Raw genomic sequence first — 17,545 nt, 5'->3', positions numbered from 1 at the left:
ATGGGCTGTCAGGAAACACAGGGGGCAGGGTGACCGCGGGGCGCGCGATCGGGCTGATGCTGGGCGTGGCCGCGGACGGTGTGCTCGGAACGCCTCGGCATGGCCGTCCGGCGAGCGCATTCGCCAAGGCTTCCCAGGCCCTGGCGGCCCGCCTGAACTCGGACCACCCGCTCGCGGGGGTGCTCCACGCTGGCGCCTTGGCGGGTTCAGCGGTCCTGGTCGGCGTGCTGACCGAGCGGTTGGGCCGCCGCAGCCCTGTGGCGCAAGCAACAGGCACAGCGATCGCGACCTGGGCAGTCCTGGGCGCGGCCGACCTCGCTACCCATGGCACCGCGATGGCCCGTGACCTCGAAGACGGCAAACTGCCCGCGGCCCGTCACACGCTCGCCAGCCTCGACCCGAGGGTTGCTGACGACCTGGACACGATCGCCCTCTCGCGTGCGTCGGTCGAATCGCTGGCCGAGAACACCTCCGACGTCGTCGTCGCTCCTTTGTTCTGGGGTGCCTTAGCTGGCGCTCCAGGCCTGCTCGGCTCCCGAGCGGTCAGCCTGCTCCGTCGCCAGGCCCGTGGCCGCTCACCTCGGTACCGGTGGTTCGTCGCGCGTGTGGATGAGGCTGCTCACCTGGTCCCCACGCGTGTCGCCGCGGCGTTGACTGTGGCGGGAGCCCCTGTCGTGGGCGGGTCCGCCCAAGGTGCGTGGAAGGCGTGGCGTCGCGACACGATTGCCCACCCCAGCCCCAACGCCGGCCGTGTCGAGGCCGCGTTCGCGGGAGCGCTCGAAATCCGCGTCGGCGGCCGCACGATCTATCCGCACGGCATTGAGGAACTGCCAGTCCTGGGCGTTGGCCGGAACCCGGACGCGGGGCATGTGACGCGCGCCGTGGAGCTTTCTCGCGTCGTCGGATGGCTCGCCGCCGCGAGCTCAGTGGTTCTGGCCGGCCTTCTCGGACTGCGACGCAGGCGCTGACTCGTCCTCAGCGAGGATCTCGGCGACGGACTTGCGCCGTTGCTTGTCACCGGTCAAAGCGCCGCCCGGTTTGAGCTCGCGAATCGTGAAGTACGCCCACCCGAACAACGCCATCGCTCCGAACGCGATCCACTGCAACGCGTAAGAGAAGAAGGGGCCTGCGTCGGTCTGGGGCAGCGGCAACGCATCGAGAACGCCGGGCTGACCGTTGTCGAGTTGGTAGTAGCCCGGCCTGATCTCAAGCTTCGTCGCCCTGCCCACAACTCGCGAGTCGACGACGTAGCTGTGCAGCTTCCCGTCGGTGGAGGCGTCTGCGAACGCGTCTCGGCTCTTCGGGTCGTTCTCGTCCACGCGGATGCGCGTGACCAGATTCACCGTGCCACTCGGGGGTGCCGCGTAGTCCGGCACTCGCGACTTGGCGTTCGGCCTGACGTACCCGCGGTCGATCAGGATCACCGCGCCGTCCGCCTGCCTGAACGGCGTGAGCACCTCGAATGCGGCTTCGCCCTGCACGGTCCGTAGTCGTGCGATGACCTCGGCGTCCGGCAAATACGAGCCCGTTACGGTCGCGAGGTGCCACTGCGTCCGTTCGTCGGGTGCTGCTCCGCCGGGTAGCAGCTCTCCGAGGGGCTTCGGGGCTCCTACGAACGACGCCTGGAGGGCAGCGTTCTGCGTCTCGCGCTCGGTGTTCCTGCTGAATTGCCAGGGTGCGAGCAGGGTGAAGCATGAGCCGGCGAACGCGAACACCACCAGCGTCAACGCCAGCCACCCAGGCCGGAGCAGGAACTTCAACCGCACACCTCCACGGTAGGCCGTGCCTGGTCAGGCGCGGCAGCTAGGTCCTTGAAGAGACCAAGCGGGTCGTTCGGATGGTCACCCGCGAATCGTCGTATCGGCATGTCGACCTCTAGGCCGCGCTGTGACGAGGCGGGTCGTGGGCGGTATTGCTGATCGGCGTTCGCTCGGGATCCAGCCAGGCCGGTGGCACCCACTCGATCCGGGACTCGCCCGCCTGGATCTCCCAGTCTGTGTGATGGAGTAGATGCCGATCGCGTTCGCAGATCAGGCCGAGATCCTTGAGCTCGACCGGTCCATGCTCGGCGATCCACCGCGTCATCTGCTGAGGCGTGCACCATTTCGGGCCTCTCGTACACCCGGGGCGGCTGCAACCACGGTCTCGGATCGCGAGGGCCGCCCGCTGAGCTGGGGAGGCGAGTTCAGCGGGCTGACCCAGGTGCAGGACCTCGCCTGCCGTTCCCAGCACTGCCGGTACCACCCGCGCGTCGCAGCACATCTTGAGAAGCTGGGACACGCTGACGGCCTGGTAGCCGTCGAGCATCGCGATGCCTGCGCGCCGTTCGAGTTCATCGAGTCCTACGGTCACGGTCATCGTGGTGCGTTCGCTGGCGTTGATCGGCAGATCGGGAGCCCGAGCGGCTAGATCGAACACCGCCGCCACCGCGTCTCCTTGTCTTTCGTCCTTCGTGCGCCGATCAGGTTTGCCGATCTCATCGGCAGGGTCCGGCTTCGAAAGCGGAGTGAGAACGCTTGCCACCAGCGTCGAAGTCTCTGGATCCAAGACGCCCGAGAACTTCATCGCTCCATCGGAAGTCATGTTGTAGTGGAACGTTCGCTTGGGACGAGCCAGATCCTGTTCCCGAGCTTTCGGGTCCTTGGTTTCAACGTTCCAATACGACCTGAGGCGGACCCCGATCTTGCGCACCGTGAACGGACTTGCCTGCTGAGCCAGAGCGACCAGCGAGTCCTCGTCCGCTGTGCGTTCGGCATCGGGCAGCGACTCCGGTGCCTGGGACATGACGTGCTCGATCTCCTGCAGATGTTCTCGATTGATCTTTCCTGAAGCCATGGCAGTCTTCGCGACTGGCATCGCCAGTTTCGCCTGTGCGACTCTGGCTCGCGCCTCCTTATAGGACAGGCGAAGTGCGCTCACGAGGAATACGGATGTGTTGCGGCTGCCCTTCGTCGGCGCGAGCGCACGTTTGTCGAATTCGCCGACCAGATCCACTATCCGAGCGTACTCGCGGTTCAAAGCCTCTTCGGATGCAAGCATGGCGGCAGTCAGCTGGTCATCTGACAGCTGCTGCACTGAAACTGCTTGCCTGGAGGTCACGCTGCCACGTTAACCACGCGTGCTTACGGCACGAAAAATCAACGGAACGAAAGTAGCAAAGATGCTCGTATTCGCGCGAAAATGACCAAATGGCCCGAAAATGCGCTGTAGGCGTCCAGAAGTCAGGGCGACGCGTTGCTGGGAGTCGCTTCGGGCGGGAGCACGAAGCGACTAAAGTGCTAACACACGCTGGGCCGATGAGAACGCCTCAGCCATGTAGCCACCACCAAAGAGGGCAGCATGAACCAGCAGCGGAAAGAGCTGGTGCACGTCGGTTCTGCCTTGCCAGTCCGCCTGTAGCGGTGTTCCAGCGTTTTCGGCGGCCTCGGCGTACGCGCCAAGGATGTGGTCCAGTAGCGGTGCGCCGAAAAGGCGCAGCATCGCGAGATCCGTCTCGCGATGGCCGCCGTGCGCGGCGGGATCGATCAGCCACACCTGACCGCCCATTCCCCAAAGCAGGTTGCCGTTCCAGAGATCGCCGTGTAGCCGAGCCGGCTGCTCTGCGCTGCCGCAGAGCTCAGGTAGCGCCGCGCCTGCCAAGTCGAATACGTTTGCCTGCTGGAAGGTCAACAGTCCCTGGTCAACGCACGTTTTGACGTAGGGCTCGATGCCGTGACGCAGGTAGAACGTCGGCCAATCGTCGCAAGGATCGTTCCGCAGCGGCGCGAGTCCGATAGTGGCCTCTGCCGGACCACCAGGCGGCGCGGCACCGAACGCGTCCGCGCCGCGCAGATGCAGGGCGGCCAGGCCTCTGCCGAACGCGTCCGCGGCCTCGAACGTGGGCGGTCCTGTCACGACAAAGTCCGTGACCAGCCATTCGTCGTCGGAGCCGTGCACGCGCGGAACCGCCACGTCGCCGTGCTCGCTCAACCAGCGCAGGCCGGCGGATTCCGCCACACCTTGGCTACGCTTGATCATGAAGCGCCTGTCCGCGCTGGTCACCGCATAAACGCCTGAGGACAGGGGCTGGATGTCGTCAACTCGGCAGCCGAGGAGCTGCTCGGCTGCCTCTTTGGCCGTCATCCCTGCTCTCGCACCCACTTCAACAGACCTGGAACGGTACGCTCGATCATGGCCAGTACATCCGTGAAGCCGCCGTCCGCGCCGTAGTACGGATCCGGCACCTCTGCTCCTTCAGGCGCCTCCGGGTCGAAGTCGCGCAGGAGTCGCACCTTTGACGGATCCGCGACGCGGCTCCGAAGAAACCGCAGGTGACCAGCGTCCGCGGCGAGCAGGAGATCGGCTTCCAGATGGTCGTCGTCGACTTCGGCTGCGATGTGCGACGTCGGGTAACCGTAGGCGCGCAGCGTCGCCTGAGCACGGGAGTCGGCAGGCTCGCCTGCGTGCCACGGACCGGTACCGGCGCTGCTGACGCGCACGGACAAGCCTTCACGGCGCAGATGCTCCTTGACAACGAGAGCGGCCATGGGCGAGCGGCAGATGTTGCCGGAGCAGACGAAGCAGACATGAAGCATGGCGTCAGTCTGTCTCATCGTGCTGCGATCGTAAATCGGTTCGGTTGAAGGATGCCGCGCTGTTAGCCTTGAGGGGCACTCCCGCAGCGAAACTCACGGCTACTTCACTCCTAATGAAACCGAGCCGTGGGCGACTAATTTCTCGGGAGAGCGCCGGCAGGCGCACTCGGTGCGCAGGTGAGGGTTACTTCGGGATCAAAGGGTTGCGGGTTCAAATCCCGTCCAGGTCTTAGCAGGCCAGGTAGCTCAATGCGGAAGAGCATTTGACATCACTTTCGCCGACTATTACTCGAGTGCATCTGTTCGCGTTCCTCGCAAGCAAGATGGGTTTGGGGGATGGCCAAGTTCAACACCGCTGTTCGGACGACCACTTATGAAGGTGGCGCCGGATACCCGCGCGACGTCAAGATCGAACTTTTCCTGCTTGCCGTCTCCAACGACCGCGTGGTGATCGTCACCGATGAGCAGGACGCTTACGGTGATGTCAGCACCAGTCTTCCGAGCTCGGTTCCGATCTACACCTGGAACCTCGCCGGGTACCGATACGGCCACACGCCGGTCGGGGCTCCGAACCGGTACACCTTCGGCGGCCTGACCGACCAGGCCTTCAGGATGATTCCGTTGATCGAGGCTGGCGAGACCGCCCGTTGGCCTTTCTAGCCGCACACGGACTGGACCGCCTCCACCAGCGCACGCTGATGGAGGCGGTCCAGGTGCCTCCGCAAGTCGACTACTCGCGTGGTGATGACCAGCCGGAGATCGCAGGTGTGACTGGCTCGAACGGCCACTGTGGCGGCGAATTGGTCGAGCAGCCCGGCGTTGAGCCGGTCGATGATCGGCCGGACCTCGGTCGCCAGATCGGGGCGCACCGTGGGCTGCTCTTCCGGATGCGCTGTCCAGCGTGCGTACAGACCGCGTTGCACGACCTTGTTCGCTTCGATCTGGTCGCGGAAGAAGCGCACCGTCGTGGCCGGGTCGAGCCCGAGTCCGGCCGCCTTGGCCGCGACGTCGTTCAGGATCTGCTGCTCGCGGACGGGATCGTCGATCGGCTGTGTGGTGCCGAACTTGGCCGCGGCGACCTTGTCCGCGATCTGCACCCGCTGGGCCGCCAGATCAGTCAGGGGCCAAAGTGAGGACGACGATGGTGTTGCCGCCGCGGCGGGCATCGCGGCGACCGCGAGGCCACTGGTGGACAGCAGAACACAGGCGACCCAAGACCGAACGCGCATGACCTCGGAGGCTACATGCGAAGATCGGCCCATGCCCGCAGTCGCCGAAGTCATCACCGCTCTGGAGCAGGCGTACCCGCCTGAGCTGGCCGAGTCCTGGGACGCCATCGGACTTGTCTGCGGTGATCCCGCCGATCCTGTTGACCGCGTGCTGGTGTGTGTCGATCCGGTCGACGAGACCGTTGACGAGGCGGTCGAACTCGGCGCGCGGCTGATCGTCGCGCACCACCCGCTGATGCTGCGCGGGGTGCACGGCGTGGCGGCGGACACCACCAAAGGCAGGCTCGTGCACCGCATGATCCGTGCGGGGATCGCCCTGTACTGCGCGCACACCAATGCCGACTCCGCGCGGCCCGGGGTGTCCGACGCGCTCGCCGAGGCGCTGGGGCTGCGCGTGCTCAGGCCGCTCGACGCCAACGCGGACGGAGTCACCGGGATCGGACGCATCGGCGAGCTCGCCGAAGCCGAGCCGTTCGCGGAGTTCGTCGCACGCGTGGGTCGTTCATTGCCGAAGACCGAGCCAGGGGTGTTCGGTGCGGGCGACGCCGCACGGCCCATCAAGACCGTCGCCGTGTCGGGCGGAGCGGGTGACAGCTACCTCAAGCAAGCGACCGCATCCGGGGTCGACGCTTATGTGACCGCCGATCTCCGGCATCATGCGGCCGGAGAACATCTCGCCGATGGCGGCCCCGCCCTGGTCAGTGTCACGCACTGGGCGAGCGAGTGGCCGTGGTGCGAGCAAGCCTCGGGCGTGATCCGCGTTGCCTTCCCCGGTACCGTCGACGTTCACGTCTCCACGCGGCGTACCGACCCCTGGAACATCAGGGCAGAGAACTAGGGAGCACTGTGAAGGCCGAATCCGCCGTGCAGCGTCAACTGCTCGAGCTTGCCAAGGTGGACGCGGAGCTTTCGCGGACCGCGCATCGCCGTCGAACCCTGCCTGAGCTGGCAGAGATCGAGCAGGCCGAGAAGACCGCGCGTGCACGCCGTGACGCGCTCGTTGCCGTGCAGACCGCCGTGTCCGACCTCGACCGGGAGGTCGCCAGGCAGGAACGCGAAGTCGACTCCGTGCGCGCTCGAGAGGATCGTGACCGCAAGCTGCTGGAGTCCGGCACCGTGGCCGCCAAGCAGATGGCCGACATCGAGCACGAGCTCCAGACCCTCCAGCGCCGCCAAACCGCGCTGGAGGACGATGTGCTCGAGCTGATGGAACGCCGCGAGGCGCTCGAACTCGACGCGCAGCGCACCGGCGCCGAGGTCGACAAGGCCGAGCAGGAAGCAGCGGACGCCATCAGGCGCCGTGACGAGGCGTTCGCCGACCTCGACACCACGCAGGCGCGCCGTGACGAAGACCGCGCGAAGCTGGTGCCGCGGTTCCCTGAGGACCTGCTCAAGCTCTACGAGCGGGTACGGGAACACAAGGGCATCGGTGCGGCCTTGCTGCGGGCCCGCAAGTGCGGTGCCTGCCAGCTTGAAATGGACCGCAACACCATCAACGAGATCAAAGCCGCGGCCGACGACACCGTGATCCAGTGTGAGAACTGCGGCGCGATCCTCGTTCGGACCTTGGAGTCCGGTCTGTGAAGGTGATCATCGAAGCCGACGGTGGTTCGCGGGGAAACCCGGGTCCCGCCGGCTACGGTGCCGTCGTCAAGGATGCGGCGACCGGCGAGGTGCTCGCCGAACGGCTCGACTCGCTGGGGATCACGACGAACAACGTCGCCGAGTACTCCGGCCTGGTCGCCGGGCTCAAGGCGGCGGCCGAGCTCGGGGCGTCCACTGTGGATGTCCGGATGGACTCGAAGCTCGTGGTGGAGCAGATGTCCGGGCGCTGGAAGATCAAGCACCCGGCGCTCCAGCCGCTCGCGCAGGAGGCTCGCGAGTTGGCGGCCGGGTTCGCCAAGGTTCGCTTCGAGTGGATACCGCGCGCTGAGAACTCCTACGCCGATCGCCTGGCCAACCAGGCCATGGACGGGGATGTCGTCGAGCAGCCCGCGGTAGTCCGGACGTCGGAGCCCGCTCGCTCATCGGAGCCCAACCGGCAATCGCCGACCGGATGGACGGGTGCCACCGGGACGCCGACGAAGCTCTTCCTGCTGCGACATGGCCAGACGGCGATGTCCGTGGACCGCAGGTATTCCGGTCGTGGTGACGTGCCACTGACCGAGCTCGGGCAGGCCCAGGTGGCCGCGGCGGCCAAGCGGCTGGCGGGGATGAAGGGGCTCGTGACGGGGGATGAGGTCGCTCCGATCGTCTCTTCCCCGCTGACCCGTACCCGGCAGACCGCGGAGGCCGTCGCCGATGCGCTGGGCGGGCGGGTCGAGACACATCAGGGCCTCGTGGAGACCGATTTCGGGGAGTGGGAGGGCCTCACGTTCGCCGAGGCGGCCGAGCGTGACCCGGACCTGCACCGTGCCTGGTTGAGCGACAGTTCGATACCGGCTCCCGGTGGTGAAAGCTTCGACACCGTGCACCGCCGCGTGCGGAAGGCTCGTGACGAGCTCATCGCCCGCTACGGCGGGCGCACGTTGATCGTGGTCAGCCACGTGACCCCGATCAAGACACTGCTGCGGATGGGGCTTGATGCCGGGCCGTCGCTGCTTTTCCGGCTGCACCTCGACTTGGCTTCGCTATCGATCGTGGAGTTCTATCCGGATGGCAACGCTTCCGTCCGTCTGGTGAACGACATCTCGCACTTGGCCTAGGTCCGCTGGAGCCGGCCGGGTGGACGGCTCGCGCAGGTCATGGCCAAACCAGCAGGACCGCGCAGGGGGCATGGTCGACGACGAACCTGGTGTGGCGGCCGAGGCTTTTCGGGCCGGGGCCTGCGTGGTCGCGGGCGCAGACGAGCAGGTCCACGTCGGCGCAGGCGGCGACCACCTCGTGTTCTGGATGGCCTCGTCGTACGGCTGTCCGACATGGCCGGCCGAGGCGGGATGCGGCGTCGTCCAGCAGCGCTTGTTCGGCGGCACCGGTCAAAACCTCGAGATCGCGTGCGGGGTCATGGCCGTGGCGGGAGAGGAGTCCGGTGTACGCGCCGTGCATCGCCTCCTCGATATCCGTGTCGATGACGTGCAGCAGGGTGAGCTGCGCGGGCGTCTCCAACGCGCGCACCGCGTCGACGCAGGATGGCCAGGTGCCTTCGCTCAGCCAGACCAGGACCTTCATGACCGGTCATCGTGTCACGTGAGTGCGAGGCCGCACCACAGCGCGAGGACGGCGCCCACCAAGGACAGGGGGACGGTCCAGGCTCCGAGCCGCAGGAAATCGCGCAACGCGGGTGTCACACCGGCGCCCGCGAGCACCCGGCGCCAGAGCAGCGTCGCGAGCGAGCCGAGGTAGGTCGCGTTCGGTCCGATGTTGACACCCAGGAGCACCGCGAGCAGCACACCCGGATCGGGATGGCGGCCGAGGACGGACAGCAGGATCAGCGTCGCCGGCAGGTTGTTGACCAGGTTCGCCAATACGGCTGCTATGCCCGCGGTCAGCAGGAGTTCGGCAAGCCCAGGGGAGTTCGGCAGAATCGCGCGGAGCACGCCGCCGAGGAGGTGCTCGGAGACGGCTTCGACGACGATCGAGAGCCCGAGTACGAAGAGGCACAGCAGCGGCGAGGCCTCGGTGACGAGGTTGAGCGGCCGTACTGTGCGGGTTGCCAGCGCGCGGACGGCGAGTACCGCGGCAGCCGTCGTGGCGATCCAGACGGGTTCTACCTGGATGAGGGGCCCGAGGCCGAATCCCACGAGGGTCAGCGCCAACACGGCGAGCGCGAACCTGGGTGTGCTGGTGGCCGGCTGCGGGATCGTGTCCGATTTGCCGGTCAGGTCGGCGGCGAAGAATCGCAAGAACACCAGCAGTTCTATGCCGATCGACACCAGCCAGGGCAGCGCCATGAGAGCGGTGAAGCCGGCGAAGGTCAGCCCCGACGCTGAAAACGCGAGCAGGTTGGTCAGGTTCGATACCGGCAGCAACGTCGAGGCGGAATTCGCGAGGTGGGTGCAGGCGTAGACGTGCGGTTTGGCTGGTAGCCGGAGGCTCGTCGCGGTGGCGAACACCACGGGCGTCAGCAGTACCACCGTCGCGTCGAGACTGAGGATCGCCGTTACACCGGACGCCGCGGCGAAAGTGAGCACGAGGAGGCGTTTCGGCTTTCCATGGCAGGCGGTGGCCAGCCGTTCGCCGAGCCAGGTGAACACGCCGTCGACGCTCGCGAGGTACGAAAGCAACAGGATCGCGGCGAGGAAGCCCAGCGTCGGCAGGATTTCCAGGGCTCGTTGTCCGGCAGCTGCGGGCGACACCAGGCCCAATGCCAGCACGATGCAGGCCGCGGGTACGGCGGCGACCGCTTCCGGCAAGCCGCGCGGGCGGATCATGGCGAAGGCGAGCACGATCACCAACAGCGCGAAGCTGCCCACCGCCGCCCAAGTCACAGGCGAAGGCTAAGCGGTCAGCGCGGCGGCCAGCTCGGCGCGGCCGGTGATGCCGAGTTTGCGGTAGGCGCCGGAGAGGTGCAGCTCGACCGTGCGGCGGGTGAGATGCAGGGTTTCGGCGATCTCGCGATTGGTGAGGCCGCGCGCGGCCATCATGGCGATCCGGCCCTCTTGCCGGGTCAGGCCGTGTGCCGTGTCCTTCGTGGTCATCTGGATGGTGTGCAGCTCTTCGCTCGCGCGGCGAGTGAGCGGACGGGCGCCGCAATGGGTGCTGAGCTCCACCGCGCGCCTCAGATCCGCGGCCGCCTGTTCGGTGTGCCCGCGTCGAGCCCGTGCCGCGCCGAGCTCGGCCAGCGTGGTCGCGAGCTGAAGTCGCGCGGGTGAGGTTTCGAGCAGCTCGGCGGCCTTGTGTAAGAGCCGTTCCGCTTCCTCGTCCTCGCGAGTGAGTGCCAAAGCCGCCATGGCGCTCCCTCGGGCGCGGGGTGTGTCCCATCGGTCCGCCGCGGTGGTGTCGGCGTCGGCGAGCATGACCGCCAGCTCGGTCCGGTCGAGTATCAGCGCCGCGCGGACGGCGAGCGGGCGCCATGCGGCGAAGGACGGGAACGCCAGGCCGTGCCGTTCGAGGCGGCGTCCGCAGTCGAGCAGGTCTTCCAGCCCGGCTTGGGTGTCACCGGTGGCCACGCGCAGCTTGCCGCGCGCGTACAGTAGGTAATTGTGCTGGAAGAGCTGCTCGGTGCCGTCGAAATCGATGCCGTCTAGCAGCGTTTCGGCCTCGTCGGGCCTGCCGAGGTCGGTGTAGACCTCGGCGAGATGCGCGACCGCGAGCACCGCGATCGGGCAGGCGCTGGTGGCTCGGCGTTCGTCGAACAGGCGCAGCAGTGACTCGTAGTAGACGCTCGCGCGCAGGAGCTTGCCTTCGCTCTGCAGCGCGATTCCCCTGGCGAGCGCCGCCATCGAGCCCTTGCGCAGGTGATAGTCGAAGGGCTCGTCGGTGCTGTCGAGCAGGCGGCAAAGCCGATCGGTGAGCGCGGGCTCGTCGGCGAGCGTGGCCGTCACCAGCGTGAAGAAGTACGGCTGCTCGAAGAGCTGGCCCTGATCGTCGGACAACGCGTCGCTGAGATGCCGTACCGCCTCGGCCGCGGATTCGCCTCGGCGGAGCACCTCGAGCGCCAGCAGCGCGGCGTGGGTGCGCCGCAGTTCCGGCTCGGCGTCGGGGCCGGGTGTCCAGTCTTCGCTGAACAAGGGAGCGGGGGTGAGACTGTTCCCCGTCTCGGCCAGATAGATCATGCATTGCAACGGCCAGGTGGCCTCCGGGCCGCCGGAACTCACCCTGGCCGTGATCAAGCTGGCGGCGGACACGGCGAGCTGGTTGTCGGTGCCGCTGCACAGGCACAGGAGCATCATCATCGCCGTGTGGGTGGCGATGCGATGCGTGTCGATGTAGCCGACGGCTTCGCGTACGCGGGCCATCGCCGTGCCAGGGTCGATCCGGTATTCGGCGTGGGAAAGCTGCAATGTGGTGGCGACCCGCTTGCCCGGGGACATCCGCTCGGTGAGCGCGCGCTTCAGGCAGCGGACGGCCAGCTCTTCTTCACCTTCGAACACGGCCGCCCAAGCCGTGTTCCGCAAGATATCGATTCCCCAGGGCGTACTGATCGTGTGCGCCTCCAGCAAATGCGCGGCGACGCGCTTGCCGGGGACATCGGCGTCGGCGAGCAACTTCGCGGCGCGCGCATGGCTCACCGCGCGCGTCGCCAGCGGGATGTCTTGCAGGACGGAATGTCTTACGAACGAGTAGGTGAACGCCGGTACTCCGGTGTTGGTGAGCAGCCGCAGCCGGACGAGGGTGTCCACGCCTTCGACCGCGACGCGTTCGTCGACGCCGGCGAGCGCGGCGATGCGGTCGAAACCGGCGTCCTCGCCCAAGATCGCCACCGCGCGCACGAGCTGGGCGGCCGCGGGATACACCCGCAGCCTGGCCCGCAGGACCTCGCCGACCGCCGGGGAGCCGACCGTGTGGACATCGGCGCCGGGGGCCAGCCGGGCGAGGAGGTTGTTGAGAAGAAAAGGATTTCCGCCGGTGGCTTCGCGGCAGTCCACGGCCTTTCCGGTGAAGGTCATGGATTTCGAGGCGATCAGGCGCGCGGTTTCTTCGACACCGAGGCCGGCGAGCTTGATAATGGTGGGGGAGCAGCCCGCGAGTTCCAGAAGTGACACCTCGCCGGTCAATGTCTGACCCAGAATGGAAGTCAGCACGATCAGCACCGGGTACTCGGTCACCCGGTAGCGGATGTAGGCGAGGCAGCGCATCGACCAGGCGTCGGCGAGATGGATGTCGTCGACGGCCAGCAGCAGCGGGCCGCGCCCGGCCACCTCGCGCACCAGGTGGAGAAAACCTTCCAGCGCAGCCGTTTGGTCATGTTCGGTGCGCGGCCGTTCCTCCAGCGGGGATTTGAGCGGCGCGCCGCCCAGGGCGCGTGTGAGCCCGTCCGACAACTGCCTGGTCACGCCGCCGCTGAGATGGGTCTCGAGCCCGGAACCCTTCGCGATCACCACCGCGAAGGCCGTGCGCCTCGCGTACTCCGAGAGCGCTTCGAGCAGCGCCGTCTTGCCCATGCCGAACTCGCCTACCAGCACCGCGCTGCCGGCTCGGCCGTGGGTGGCGCCGTCGTACATGGCGGCCAGGGCGTTGAACTCGTCGTCGCGCCCGAAACGCGGGGCGCCGGCTGGACGCTTCGGTACCGAAGGTCCGCCGTAGGGGCTCTCGGAATTTGCTTCGGTACGCACCGTAGAGACCTTCGTGTCGGCTTGCGGCAGACTACTCGATGGTAACTGAAAGCGGGACAACCCTTTCACCGTCGCGCGACGTGACGGCCACACCGTTCGCTACTGGGGCAGGGGCAGAGATGCGCATCGTCGCCAGGCAGAACAGCAGGTTGGCCACGAGCAGTGGGAGCCAGCGGCACCGGACGCGCAGGGTGTTCTGCTTGCGCGCGGGCGCGGTGCGCGCGCCAGGGCCGTTGCCCGGCGGTAGATAGCCCAGTCCTTCGGCTTGGCCGAGCGCGCTGACGACCGCGCGCAGCCCGCCGAGTTCGCGACGGCAGGCCGGACACCGTCTCAAATGCGCTTCGAACGCGCGCGCGGCCTCGGCGTCCAGCACGCCGAGGCTGTACGCGGCCAATCCACGGTGGCCCGGCCTCCGAATCCTCATCGTGAACCCAGCTCCCCCAGCGCCCGGCGCAGCGTCCGCATCGCGTTGTACAACCGCGACTTGACGGTCCCCTCCGGCAGCCCCAGGATAATCGCCGCCTCGCGTACCGTGCGGCCGGCGAAATAGGTCTCGAATACGACCGACTGGTGTTTGTGATCGAGGTGGCGCAACGCGTCCGCGACGACCATCGCGGCCAATGTGCGATCCGTTTCGTCCGATGTCTCGGCAGTGTCCGGTGATTCGAGTTCTACTTCGCGGGGTCGAACCGAACGGTTTCGCCAGCCGTCGATCACTATTCTGCGCGCAACGGTCAGTAACCAACCGCGTAACATTCCGGGTTCGCGGTTCAGATCGTCGGAATGCTGCCATGCGCGGATAAAAGTTTCCTGCACAACGTCCTCTGTCCACTGCCGGTCATTATTCGTCAACCGGAGGACCTGCGCGAACAGTCGGTCACGAAAGTCCTTGTACAGCAAGGACATGAGCTCTTCCTTGGGATCGTCGGGGTTGTACTGGGGGTGCTCCCGACTGAACCGCCACCCTCTGCCACTCACTGCTTCCATAAGGCCGCGACCTCCCGCGAGGTGAGAGAATGGGTGCCGCGAGCGTAGCGCAGAAGATCGGCGCGGGCTATATGTTGCCGCTGTCCACAAAATTTAACTCATGAGTACTATTTGATGTGATGCAGATCACATTTGTTACGGCCGTTAAGTCCTGAACCGGCTAGTGCGGGGCCGCGTACCTCCTTTTACGAGTCATTATGCGAAGGGACATCGGCAATGCTGTTCCGATCCGTGGCAAAGGGCGTGGTCATGGGCATGGGCATTGCGTTGACGCTGGCTTGCGCCGCGTTAGCGGAATTCAGTCGGGCGGACGCGATGGAACTACGGTCGGCGGACCGGGATCTGCTGGTCGCCGTTCATCGCGCGGGCATATGGGAAGGCCAGGCGAGCGTCCTGGCGCAGCAGCACGGGAACACTGTCCGGGTACGCGAAGTCGGCGCGGAGATCGTCCGCGACTACGACCGTCTCGATCCGGTCGCGCGGTCGCTGGCAGGCAGGCTCGCGGTGGCCCTGCCGGACACCGTCACCCGGGAACAACAGGCGTGGACGGACGAGATCCGGACGAGCGACCCGGGTCAGCGGTTCGACCGCGTTTACGTCAACCGGCTGCGCGCGGCGCACGGCACCCTCTTCGAACTCGCGTCGCAGGTGCGCGCCGCGACCCTCGACGACACGGTGCGCGCGTTCGCGCAGACCGTGGTCGAAACCATGCTGCGCCAGCTGAACCTGCTGGAGAGCACCGGAGTCGCCGAACCCGGTTCCCTGGTGCTGACCGCCGCGCGGGGTGGCAACGCGCTCGGCGGCGCCGACTTCGTGCTCGCCGCCGTGCTGTCGGTCGTCGCGGGCGCGGCCACGTTCCGCCTGATCCGCCTGCTCGGCGCCCCGAGCGGGAAGTGACGCCGATGCGGCCGTACCTGCTCGCCGCCGTGCCGTCCGCGCACGACAGCGGAGTCTGTGACATAGCCACGCTTTCGGGCCGGGTCGCCTACGTGACCCTGTGTCTCACCCTGGTCTGGGGAGTGTTGACCGCGACCGGCTGGATCCGCCGGGTCACCGGGCACCACGCACTGCGCAGCGGGCACCTGATGCTCGCGGCCTTCACCCTCGCGAGCGGGATGCTGCACGCGCTGGCCTTCCTCTTCCTCGACGACGACACGCTGACCGTGCTGAAACTGCTCATCCCCTTCGCGGACGGCGGATACGCGCGGCACGCCTGCGCGATCATCGGTTTCGAACTCTGCGTCGCCATCGCGATCGCCGCCGGTGTCCGGCGGGGCCTCGCGGACCGGGGCTGGCGGCGACTGCATCAGAGCGGGTACGCGGCCGTCGGCCTGCTGATGATCCATTCGTGGTTCGGGGCGATCGCCAACGGTCATCTGGCGGTGGTGTGGCTCGGCGGGATCACCGTTTCGGTCCCCGCGGTCCTGCTGACGGTCCTGCGCTTCCTTCCGGTGGCGAAATTGGTCGGACTCGGCCTGCTCCAAGCGGATCCGGTCACCCTGGCGGTGCCCTCGGGCAGCGGCGTCGTCCTGGTCAGCGTCGACGGTCACCGTTGCCACCGCTACGGGATGTGCCAGGCCGAAGCCCCGGAGGTCTTCCAGTTGCAGGACGACCGGCGGCTGCTGTACCTGCGGCAACCCGAATCCGCGCAGACCCCGCGAGTGCGGGCCGCGGCCAGAGCCTGCCCGATGCGTGCCATCCGACTCGAGGGAGCCACACCGTGACCGACCACACCGAGCAAATCGTCATCGTGGGTGCGGGCCCGGCCGGGCTCCGTGCCGCGGAACGCCTGCGGGAGCTGGGCTTCGGCGGCAGGCTGATGATCATCGGCTCCGAGCCCGACATGCCCTATCACCGGCCGGCGCTGTCCAGGCAGCTCATCGCGGGCACCGCGACCCCGCCCGACGTCCGCCTGGCCGCGCCTGGTGACGTCGACGCCGTGTGGCGGTTCAACACCACCGCCGTGCATCTGCAGCCCCGGCGCCGCGTCGTGCACCTGCCGGGCGCCGAAGAGGTGCGCTACGACGGCCTCGTCATCGCCACGGGCGTCGAATCCCGGCGCCTGCCCAGCGCGCCGTATGACCATCCGTGCGTTTTCGTGGTCCGGACACTGGCCGACGCGATGGCGCTGCGCCACGGGCTGGCCGCCAGCGAGGGCCCGGTCGCGGTGATCGGCGGCGGTTTCCTCGGCTGCGAGATCGCGTCGACCGTGCGCGAGCTCGGCCGGGAGGCGGTCATCGTCGGCCAGGCGCCGACGTTGCTCGGGGACGTGCTCGGCCCCGAGGTCGGCAGACGGCTCACCTCCCTGCACGCCGACCACGGGGTCCGGCTCGCGCTCGGCACGTCGATCCGCCGCTGGCTGCCCGAGCGGCGGAGCCTCGGCATCCAGCTCGTCGACGGCAATCTGCTCGACGTCTCCTGTGCCGTCATCGCCGTCGGGACCGTCCCGTCGGTGTCCTGGCTGCGTGGTGCCGGGCTGCCCATCGCGGACGGCCTGGCCTGCGGCCCCACCTGCCACGTCGTCGGCACCGACAGCGTGGTCGCCGCCGGCGACGTGGCACAGTGGCCCAACCTGCGGTTCGGGAGCGCGCCGCAGCGCGTCGAGCATTGGCTCAACGCGGTCGAGATGGGCTGCGCCGCCGCCGAGAGCCTGCTGGCCGGGCCCCGCGCGGCGCGGCCGTTCGCGCCGGTCCCGCGGTTCTCTTCCGAACAGCACGGGGTGCGGATCCAGGTCGCGGGCATGCCCGCGCTCGGCACCGACACCGTGGAACTGAGCCCGCCGGAATCCGGCGACCGATCCGTGACCGGGTTCGTGCGCGACGGCCGCCTCGTCGGCGTCGTCTGCCTCAACAGCCCCGCCGCGATGCTCAGCTGGACTGCCGAAATCGCCGAGCAGAATCCCGTTTCCCGCGTCGAAAGGGAGAACAGCCGTGCGTCAGGCCAAACCCGTCATCGCCCTGCTGGCGGCGGTGCTCATCGCAGGCGCACTGATGTGGTGGCGGGGGGATGACCCGGTCGCGCCGATCGTGGTCGGCGGCCGGGCGGTCCAGGCGCCGGTGACCGAGCAGCTCTCCGCGACCCCGCAGGTGCCGCCACCGGCCGCGAAGCCGGCGCCGTCCGCACCCGCGCGGATCGCCGCCGTGCGGCTGCCGACACTGGGCAACGCCGTCGTGGACGGCGACGGCGCCGTGCTCTACCGCTACGACCGGGACAGCGCGAGACCGTCGATGTCGGCCTGTGTCGACGCGTGCACCAGGACCTGGCCGCCCGTGCTGACGGCGGGCACGCCGGTGGCGGTCGGCATCGATCCGCGATTGGTGGGCACCATCCCGCGGGCGGATGGCACCTGGCAGGTGACACTCGGCGGCTGGCCGCTGTATCGCAACGCGACCGCGTCGCCGGGGAAATGGACCGGGCAAGGCGTCAGCCTCACCTGGTTCGCGGTCGGCCCGGACGGGAGCGAGAACCTGAACGGGCTTCCCGCGTCTCCGACCGGGTGACACGGGACGAGGCCGCGCGGGACGGCGGCACGAACGCGACC

19 protein-coding genes are annotated in these 17,545 nt (G+C 67.8%); 9 read left to right on the top strand and 10 right to left on the bottom strand.

Translation table 11 applies throughout. From position 1 onward, the window contains the following. Positions 1-29: 29 nt before the first annotated feature. Complete coding sequence (locus BLV57_RS40090; protein WP_091299281.1) at positions 30-968, top strand: cobalamin biosynthesis protein CobD/CbiB; 939 nt, start codon at positions 30-32, stop codon at positions 966-968. On the opposite strand, the gene BLV57_RS40085 is transcribed toward BLV57_RS40090, so the two are convergent. The 4 genes from BLV57_RS40085 to BLV57_RS40070 all read right to left on the bottom strand — a co-directional run bounded on the left by BLV57_RS40085 (position 924) and on the right by BLV57_RS40070 (position 4,574). Beyond that, complete coding sequence (locus tag BLV57_RS40085; RefSeq protein ID WP_091299278.1) at positions 924-1,766, bottom strand: SURF1 family cytochrome oxidase biogenesis protein; 843 nt, start codon at positions 1,764-1,766, stop codon at positions 924-926. The two genes, BLV57_RS40090 and BLV57_RS40085, sit on opposite strands and share 45 nt — an antisense overlap. Positions 1,767-1,875: 109 nt before the next feature. Then, on the bottom strand, positions 1,876-3,075 hold the full coding sequence (locus tag BLV57_RS40080) for a DUF222 domain-containing protein (protein ID WP_245757718.1): 1,200 nt from the start codon (positions 3,073-3,075) through the stop codon (positions 1,876-1,878). A gap of 195 nt (positions 3,076-3,270) precedes the next feature. Next, positions 3,271-4,122 (bottom strand): fructosamine kinase family protein, encoded by an 852-nt coding sequence (locus tag BLV57_RS40075; protein WP_091299277.1) that lies wholly within the window; start codon positions 4,120-4,122, stop codon positions 3,271-3,273. After that, entirely contained in the window at positions 4,119-4,574 is a 456-nt protein-coding gene (locus BLV57_RS40070) for a low molecular weight protein-tyrosine-phosphatase (protein WP_091299274.1), read from the bottom strand. Before BLV57_RS40070 ends, BLV57_RS40075 begins: the two co-directional genes overlap by 4 nt. Positions 4,575-4,910: 336 nt before the next feature. Between BLV57_RS40070 and BLV57_RS40065 the strand changes: the two genes are divergently transcribed. Beyond that, on the top strand, positions 4,911-5,234 hold the full coding sequence (locus BLV57_RS40065; protein WP_176969025.1) for a hypothetical protein: 324 nt from the start codon (positions 4,911-4,913) through the stop codon (positions 5,232-5,234). On the opposite strand, the gene BLV57_RS40060 is transcribed toward BLV57_RS40065, so the two are convergent. Then, positions 5,231-5,803: a chorismate mutase gene (locus BLV57_RS40060; RefSeq protein ID WP_091299267.1), complete on the bottom strand. Its 573-nt coding sequence runs from the start codon at positions 5,801-5,803 to the stop codon at positions 5,231-5,233. The genes BLV57_RS40065 and BLV57_RS40060 overlap by 4 nt on opposite strands. A gap of 31 nt (positions 5,804-5,834) precedes the next feature. On the opposite strand from BLV57_RS40060, the gene BLV57_RS40055 reads away from it, so the two are divergent. Genes BLV57_RS40055 through BLV57_RS40045 form a run of 3 tightly spaced genes read left to right on the top strand, consistent with a single transcriptional unit; the run spans position 5,835 to position 8,508 of the window. Beyond that, complete coding sequence (locus tag BLV57_RS40055) at positions 5,835-6,641, top strand: Nif3-like dinuclear metal center hexameric protein (RefSeq protein ID WP_091299264.1); 807 nt, start codon at positions 5,835-5,837, stop codon at positions 6,639-6,641. 8 nt (positions 6,642-6,649) lie between these two features. Continuing rightward, positions 6,650-7,387, top strand: coding sequence for a zinc ribbon domain-containing protein (locus BLV57_RS40050; protein WP_091299261.1), 738 nt, complete (start codon positions 6,650-6,652; stop codon positions 7,385-7,387). A 2-nt stretch (positions 7,388-7,389) separates the two neighbouring features. Continuing rightward, positions 7,390-8,508, top strand: coding sequence for a bifunctional RNase H/acid phosphatase (locus BLV57_RS40045; RefSeq protein ID WP_091299487.1), 1,119 nt, complete (start codon positions 7,390-7,392; stop codon positions 8,506-8,508). 37 nt (positions 8,509-8,545) lie between these two features. On the opposite strand, the gene BLV57_RS40040 is transcribed toward BLV57_RS40045, so the two are convergent. The 5 genes from BLV57_RS40040 to BLV57_RS40020 are packed head-to-tail and all read right to left on the bottom strand — an operon-like array spanning position 8,546 to position 14,004. Beyond that, positions 8,546-8,971 carry a universal stress protein gene (locus tag BLV57_RS40040; RefSeq protein WP_091299258.1) on the bottom strand — a complete coding sequence of 142 codons (426 nt, stop codon included), beginning with the start codon at positions 8,969-8,971 and terminating at the stop codon, positions 8,546-8,548. Between the two features lie 14 nt (positions 8,972-8,985). Next, a complete protein-coding gene (locus tag BLV57_RS40035; protein ID WP_218134990.1) occupies positions 8,986-10,215 on the bottom strand; it encodes an SLC13 family permease in 1,230 nt (409 codons plus the stop codon). 24 nt (positions 10,216-10,239) lie between these two features. Next, entirely contained in the window at positions 10,240-13,017 is a 2,778-nt protein-coding gene (locus tag BLV57_RS40030; protein ID WP_091299255.1) for a BREX system ATP-binding domain-containing protein, read from the bottom strand. A gap of 31 nt (positions 13,018-13,048) precedes the next feature. Next, positions 13,049-13,441: a zf-HC2 domain-containing protein gene (locus BLV57_RS40025; protein WP_091299251.1), complete on the bottom strand. Its 393-nt coding sequence runs from the start codon at positions 13,439-13,441 to the stop codon at positions 13,049-13,051. Further along, positions 13,438-14,004 (bottom strand): sigma-70 family RNA polymerase sigma factor, encoded by a 567-nt coding sequence (locus BLV57_RS40020; protein ID WP_091299247.1) that lies wholly within the window; start codon positions 14,002-14,004, stop codon positions 13,438-13,440. Before BLV57_RS40020 ends, BLV57_RS40025 begins: the two co-directional genes overlap by 4 nt. Positions 14,005-14,220: 216 nt before the next feature. On the opposite strand from BLV57_RS40020, the gene BLV57_RS40015 reads away from it, so the two are divergent. Genes BLV57_RS40015 through BLV57_RS40000 form a run of 4 tightly spaced genes read left to right on the top strand, consistent with a single transcriptional unit; the run spans position 14,221 to position 17,504 of the window. Next, complete coding sequence (locus tag BLV57_RS40015; protein ID WP_091299245.1) at positions 14,221-14,901, top strand: DUF4142 domain-containing protein; 681 nt, start codon at positions 14,221-14,223, stop codon at positions 14,899-14,901. Between the two features lie 5 nt (positions 14,902-14,906). Further along, a complete protein-coding gene (locus BLV57_RS40010) occupies positions 14,907-15,728 on the top strand; it encodes a ferredoxin (protein ID WP_091299483.1) in 822 nt (273 codons plus the stop codon). Next, on the top strand, positions 15,725-17,014 hold the full coding sequence (locus BLV57_RS40005) for an NAD(P)/FAD-dependent oxidoreductase (RefSeq protein ID WP_245757717.1): 1,290 nt from the start codon (positions 15,725-15,727) through the stop codon (positions 17,012-17,014). The genes BLV57_RS40010 and BLV57_RS40005 overlap by 4 nt, the downstream gene beginning before the upstream one ends. Continuing rightward, the gene (locus tag BLV57_RS40000) at positions 16,935-17,504 is read left to right on the top strand and encodes a COG4315 family predicted lipoprotein (protein ID WP_245757716.1); all 570 of its coding nucleotides are present in this window, start codon (positions 16,935-16,937) and stop codon (positions 17,502-17,504) included. Before BLV57_RS40005 ends, BLV57_RS40000 begins: the two co-directional genes overlap by 80 nt. Positions 17,505-17,545 lie beyond the last annotated feature (41 nt).

Origin of the sequence: Amycolatopsis xylanica (assembly GCF_900107045.1) — a bacterium.
Taxonomy (GTDB): Bacteria; Actinomycetota; Actinomycetes; order Mycobacteriales; family Pseudonocardiaceae; genus Amycolatopsis; species Amycolatopsis xylanica.
This window is presented reverse-complemented; position numbering and strand designations above follow the sequence as displayed.

Excerpts from the sequence above, each read along its gene's own strand:
- BLV57_RS40075 (WP_091299277.1), bottom strand. The coding sequence starts at position 4,122 with ATGACGGCCAAAGAGGCAGCCGAGCAGCTCCTCGGCTGCCGAGTTGAC.
- BLV57_RS40040 (WP_091299258.1), bottom strand. The coding sequence starts at position 8,971 with ATGAAGGTCCTGGTCTGGCTGAGCGAAGGCACCTGGCCATCCTGCGTC.
- BLV57_RS40065 (WP_176969025.1), top strand. The coding sequence starts at position 4,911 with ATGGCCAAGTTCAACACCGCTGTTCGGACGACCACTTATGAAGGTGGC.
- BLV57_RS40025 (WP_091299251.1), bottom strand. The coding sequence starts at position 13,441 with ATGAGGATTCGGAGGCCGGGCCACCGTGGATTGGCCGCGTACAGCCTC.
- BLV57_RS40015 (WP_091299245.1), top strand. The coding sequence starts at position 14,221 with ATGCTGTTCCGATCCGTGGCAAAGGGCGTGGTCATGGGCATGGGCATT.
- BLV57_RS40010 (WP_091299483.1), top strand. The coding sequence starts at position 14,907 with ATGCGGCCGTACCTGCTCGCCGCCGTGCCGTCCGCGCACGACAGCGGA.
- BLV57_RS40055 (WP_091299264.1), top strand. The coding sequence starts at position 5,835 with ATGCCCGCAGTCGCCGAAGTCATCACCGCTCTGGAGCAGGCGTACCCG.
- BLV57_RS40070 (WP_091299274.1), bottom strand. The coding sequence starts at position 4,574 with ATGCTTCATGTCTGCTTCGTCTGCTCCGGCAACATCTGCCGCTCGCCC.
- BLV57_RS40060 (WP_091299267.1), bottom strand. The coding sequence starts at position 5,803 with ATGCGCGTTCGGTCTTGGGTCGCCTGTGTTCTGCTGTCCACCAGTGGC.
- BLV57_RS40020 (WP_091299247.1), bottom strand. The coding sequence starts at position 14,004 with ATGGAAGCAGTGAGTGGCAGAGGGTGGCGGTTCAGTCGGGAGCACCCC.